The organism is Nocardioides sp. (assembly GCF_036274455.1).
Classification (GTDB): Bacteria; Actinomycetota; Actinomycetes; order Propionibacteriales; family Nocardioidaceae; genus Nocardioides.
This window is the reverse complement of the sequence record NZ_DASUFR010000104.1, coordinates 1-4830: the sequence shown is the minus strand read 5'-3', so window position 1 is coordinate 4830 and position 4830 is coordinate 1. Positions and strand designations below refer to the sequence as shown.

The 4830-nt window shown below is 68.8% G+C and carries 4 protein-coding genes and 2 pseudogenes; all 6 read right to left on the bottom strand.

The genetic code is table 11. The features are described from left to right. Positions 1–179: 179 nt before the first annotated feature. Positions 180–599: pseudogene (locus VFV89_RS10100) on the bottom strand (tyrosine-type recombinase/integrase); the annotation flags it as partial. 437 nt (positions 600–1036) lie between these two features. Continuing rightward, positions 1037–1261: a hypothetical protein gene (locus tag VFV89_RS10095; RefSeq protein ID WP_329705803.1), complete on the bottom strand. Its 225-nt coding sequence runs from the start codon at positions 1259–1261 to the stop codon at positions 1037–1039. 412 nt (positions 1262–1673) lie between these two features. Beyond that, positions 1674–2498: an IS21-like element helper ATPase IstB gene (istB, locus tag VFV89_RS10090; protein ID WP_329705802.1), complete on the bottom strand. Its 825-nt coding sequence runs from the start codon at positions 2496–2498 to the stop codon at positions 1674–1676. Next, positions 2495–3769 carry an IS21 family transposase gene (gene istA, locus VFV89_RS10085; RefSeq protein ID WP_329705801.1) on the bottom strand — a complete coding sequence of 425 codons (1275 nt, stop codon included), beginning with the start codon at positions 3767–3769 and terminating at the stop codon, positions 2495–2497. Before istA ends, istB begins: the two co-directional genes overlap by 4 nt. Positions 3770–4170: 401 nt before the next feature. Further along, the gene (locus tag VFV89_RS10080; RefSeq protein ID WP_329705800.1) at positions 4171–4572 is read right to left on the bottom strand and encodes a globin; all 402 of its coding nucleotides are present in this window, start codon (positions 4570–4572) and stop codon (positions 4171–4173) included. Beyond that, positions 4569–4830 (bottom strand): annotated as a pseudogene (locus VFV89_RS10075) (hypothetical protein); the annotation flags it as partial. The pseudogene VFV89_RS10075 and the gene VFV89_RS10080, both read right to left, overlap by 4 nt.

The following is a 4830-nucleotide window of genomic DNA, read 5'->3' as shown; positions in this document are numbered from 1 at the left end:
CGCGGGCCACCTCGCTCTTGGAGCGTCCCTCGACCTTCACCGACAAAACCACCAGCTCGGCCAGCGACATGGTCCACCTCCGCGTGAGGTGTCAACGATGTCGCGGGACAGGCGTCAACCATGTCGTGAACTCGGACACTGTCAGCCCGACCGACCGGCTCTGATCCTGTTCTCGCAGGTCAGGACCTGATTTCATGCTCCGGGGCCGCCCGCCTTCGACAACACCGAGGGCGGGCTTCTGCGGACCACCAGCGCGAGAACGCCGCGCCGGCCTCGAGGACAGCGCGAGTGTCGGGGTGCAAATAGTGGCTCGTCGCGGCCGGGTCCTGGTCGCGGGAGAGCCGCTGCAGCAGGTGCAGTTCGACGCCGGCATCCGCCATCCACGTCAATGCCGTGTGCCGCAGCCCGTGCCGCACGAGTCCGCCGAGCCCGAGCTCGGCAACCAGGCTGTCCGACTTCGTTGCGTCGCGCAGGGGCGTGGTGGTGATCACGCCACCCCGAGGACCCGTGACCAGACGGTCGGCGTCACGGCCGACCGTGAGCCGCGCCAGGGTCGGCCTGAGCGGCCCGATGACGGGCACCGTCCGGCGACGACGGCCCTTGGTGGTCCTCGTGACAAGTCCGCCGCGGCCCGGTTAGGTCTGACCGTTGACCTGGAGCACTCCACGCTCGAGGTCGACGTCGCCGACGCGGAGTCCCGACACCTCGCTGATTCGAAGTGCTGTCGTGGCCAGAATCGTCACGACGTCGCCGTACGACGCATGGCCACCCGGCCTCGATCACGCGCGCTACCAGGCGCTCGAGGGTGGCGACGTCGGGCAGGGCCAGGTCCCGCGGGCTAGCCCGTTCGGCGACGACGGGGGAGCGGCCCACGGTCCGCCTGCGTGCCCGATCACGAGCCGGGTTGCGGCGATGAGCCCGTCCCGGACGGCTTCGTCGAGTACCAGGGCCAGGGCAGCGACGGAGTTCTTGATCGTCGACCGGCTGCGCTCCTGCTCCCAGGCATCGATCGCCCGATCGATGAGACCGGCACAGATCATGGCGACCGGGAGGTGCCCGAGCACGGCAGGACCCGGCGCCTGAGACCGGCGGCATAAGGGTCGTAGGTCGACGTGGGGTCCATGCCAGGCGCCCAGCGATCGCCGATCAGCGAGACGTACGCGGAGAGCGTCTGGCCGGTGTCCAGGCCGGGCCTGGCGGCCCGCTCCATGCGCTCGAGCCAGTCGTAGGCGGCGTCGAGCGACGAGCACGAGCGCCTCATCGGATGTCAGGCTGGTCAGGGTGATGGTCACTTCGCCCGTCTCGGTCATGGACGCATCCTCGTGATGCGCCAGTTCTCTGGAACCACAAAGCGGGAGACTTCGTCTCATGGCCATGCAGGCGTGTGTGCGGCTATGTCTTTGCGTCGTGGCAGGCATCGGTCTCGGCGCATGCGGAAGCAGCGCTGAGGGTGGCGGCGACGGTGACTGTGTCAGTCACTACAGCCAGGTCGGAAGTGCCCGCACCTGGGCGGGTTTGCGGGCGGCGATGTTGAGCAACCGGGATTGGGGTCAGGTCGCTTCGATACGCACACAAGTTCGGGGGAAGGATGTTGGTGCAGGCAGTGAGGATGCTGTCAACGCCGGTCGAAAATTGACCCCCTTTCGCCGGTTGAAAATTGACCCCCTGGTTGGTCATGGTTCCTCGGTTGACGACGCCGGCACTCGGCCGAGGTCGCGGTCTTTGAGCCGGTAGGAGTCGCCCTTGAGGGCGACGACTTCGGCGTGGTGGACGAGCCTGTCGATCATCGCGGCGGCGACCACGTCATCGCCGAAGACCTCGCCCCAGCGGCCGAAGGGCTTGTTGCTGGTGACGATCAGCGAGGCCCGCTCGTAGCGACTAGACACGAGTTGGAAGAACAGGTTCGCGGCTTCGGGTTCGAAGGGGATGTAGCCGACCTCGTCGACGACCAGGAGCGGGTAGCGGCCGAGTCGGACCAGCTCGTCTTGGAGCCGGCCGGCGTGGTGGGCATCGGCGAGGCGGGCGACCCATTGGGACGCAGTGGCGAACTGGACCCGGTGGCCGGCTTGGCAGGCGCGGATGGCCAGGCCGGTGGCCAGGTGGGTCTTGCCGGTGCCGGGCGGGCCGAGGAAGACCACGTTCTCCCGACCGACGACGAAGTCGAGCGTGCCCAGGTGGGCGATCAGGTCACGTTTGAGTCCGCGGGCGTGGTCGAAGTCGAACTCCTCCAGAGACTTCCTGGCAGGGAACCGGGCGGCCCGGATCCGGCCCTCCCCGCCGTGGGACTCCCGGGCCGCGACCTCGCGTTGCAGGCATGCGACCAGGAACTCCTCATGGGTCCAGGACTCGGCCCGGGCCCGTTCGGCCAGCCGCGGCACCGCCTCGCGCAGGGTCGGTGCCTTCAACGCTCGGGTCAAGAAGCTGACCTCGCCGGTCAGATCCCTACCGGCCGCCGACGGCACCGACCGTTTGCGGGGCTGGGTGCTCTTCACGGTCATGACGCACACCCACCCTCGCTACCCGCGCCCAGATCGATGCCCAGGGCGGTGTCGTAGTCGGACAGTGCGCGCAGCTCTACCTCGGCTTGGGCGTTGCGGACCGGACGCAACGTCCCGGCCCTGGTGCGGCCCCTGACCTGGTGCAGGACCTTGGCGGCGTCGAGGTGGTCGGGGTCGGTGATGGTCTGGTGCCAGGCCCAGACCCGCTCGTGGTCGGCCACGGTCTTGCCCTCACACAACACCTTGACCCGGTCCAGGTCAGCGATCACCTCGATCCGGCGGCCGATCACGCCGGGGTGGACCGAGTAGTCGTTGGAGTCCAGCCGGACGTAGTGGTCGCGGGCCAACCGGGTCGAGGCCCGCCAACCAGTGGTCGGAGCGAGTGGCGGCAGCGGCAGCATCGCGGCCAGGTCGGCACCGATCCGGTCGGTCGGCGCACATCCCAACGCCCGCCGCCGGCGGGTGTTGACCGTGGCCAGCCAGGCCTGCAGCTGGGTGTTGAAGTCCGCCGGGCCCTCAAAGACTCGACCGGGCAGGAACGAGCGCTCCAGGTAGTCGTGGGCGCGTTCGATGATGCCCTTGTGCTCGGGCTCTCGTGGCCTGAGCACGATCACCTTGGTGCCCAGCACGCCGCGGAACCCCTGACAGTCGCCGGTGAGCTCGATCCGGCCGCCACGGTTGCGGCCGATCGCCCCTTCGCCGTCCCACACCAGGGTCCGCGGCACCGCCCCCAACGCGTCGATCAGCCGCCACCAGCCGTCGAACAGGTCCTCGGCCCGACGGGTCGGGATCAGCCGCGCGGAGAGCCATCTGGAGTAGCCGGTCACCATGGTCAGCACCGGCAGCTGGGCTGGCTGACGTACCTGTCCGAACCCGACCGGCAGCTGGATCGGTGGGAACCACAGATCGTTCTGGCCGATCTCACCTGCCACGTAGGTCGTCCGCGACGCCGGGTCCGGCGGCACATAGGCCGGACGCAGCTCAGCCACCCGCTCCTTGAACACCGTGATCCCACGAGTCCAACCGACCCGCTCGGCGATCACCGTGGCCGGCATCGTCGGCACCAACGCCAGCTGCTCACGGATCGCGTCCTCGAACGCGTCCACCGCCGACCCCGACGGCTTCCGTTGGTACTTCGGCGGCGCGTCCGAGGCGATCGCGGCACGCACCGTGTTCCGCGAGACCCCCAACGTCCTAGCGATGGTCTTGATCGGCAACCGCTCGGCCCGACGCAGCCGGCGGATCTCAGCCCAGTCCTCCACAGACAACACTCCTTCGCTCCCATCGACTCGATTGAGTCGACAGTCCGGTCGAAGGGGGTCAATTTTCGGCCGACGCTCCGGGGTCAGTTTTCAACCGTCGCTGACACACCGGGGGGCCCCTTACTGGCGGTCGAGGAGCGTCGGCTGAGTGACGCGTCACGAGGCCTGGTGAGGGTGCGTGTGGCCGTAGGCATGGTGCCTGGGTTTCGTGACGCTCGCTGGCGCTCGCTCCTCAACCACCGGGGCCTCTACCGGCGGTCGGGGAGCGTCGGCTGAGTGACGCGTCACGAGGGCTGGTGACGGTGCCTGGGGCCGTAGGCATGGTGCCTGGGGTTTCGTGACGCTCGCTCCTCAACCACCGGGGCGTCAAGGCTGTCGCTCCTCAACCACTGGGAAGTCGTGTCGCCCGGTCAGGTCTCGTCGAAGCTGTTCACCATGAACTGGGCGGCGTGGGTGATGTAGTCCCAGAACTGCGCGTCCTGCTCCGGCGGCAGCGCCACCTCGTCGAGCCCGGCGCGGAAGTGTCGCAGCCAGTGCTCCTTGGCCTTCGGCGTGACCGGGTACGGCGCGTGGCGCATCCGCAGCCGCGGGTGACCGCGCCGCTCCGAGTACGTCGTCGGCCCGCCCCAGTACTGGATCAAGAACAGCCGGAAGCGCTCCTCGGCCGGTCCGAGGTCCTCTTCGGGATAGATCGCCCGCAGGTACGGGTCACCGGCCACGCCCCGGTAGAAGGCGGCGACGATCCGGGTGATCGTCTCCTCGCCGCCGATCTCGTCGTAGAACGTGGCTGTCGCGCCGTCGTTCTGGGTCACGACTCGTCCCTGTCCGCCATCACCGCTGCCTGTGGGTCGCCCGGCGTCCGGTTCATCACGTACGACGTGGGGTACGGCGCCTGGATGCCCTCGTGGTCGAAGCGCGACTTGATCCGCGCCCGCAGCACCCGGGCGACCCGCCACTGCTCCATGGGGGCGGTCTTGAGCGCCACCCTCAGCGTGATCGCGTCCGGAGTGATGGCCTCGATTCCCCAGATCTCCGGCTCCTCGATCACCACGCCCTCGAAGTCCTCGTCC

Coding starts and splice junctions, on each gene's coding strand:
- VFV89_RS10095 (WP_329705803.1), bottom strand. CDS start 1,261: ATGAGGCGCTCGTGCTCGTCGCTCGACGCCGCCTACGACTGGCTCGAG.
- istB (WP_329705802.1), bottom strand. CDS start 2,498: ATGACCGTGAAGAGCACCCAGCCCCGCAAACGGTCGGTGCCGTCGGCG.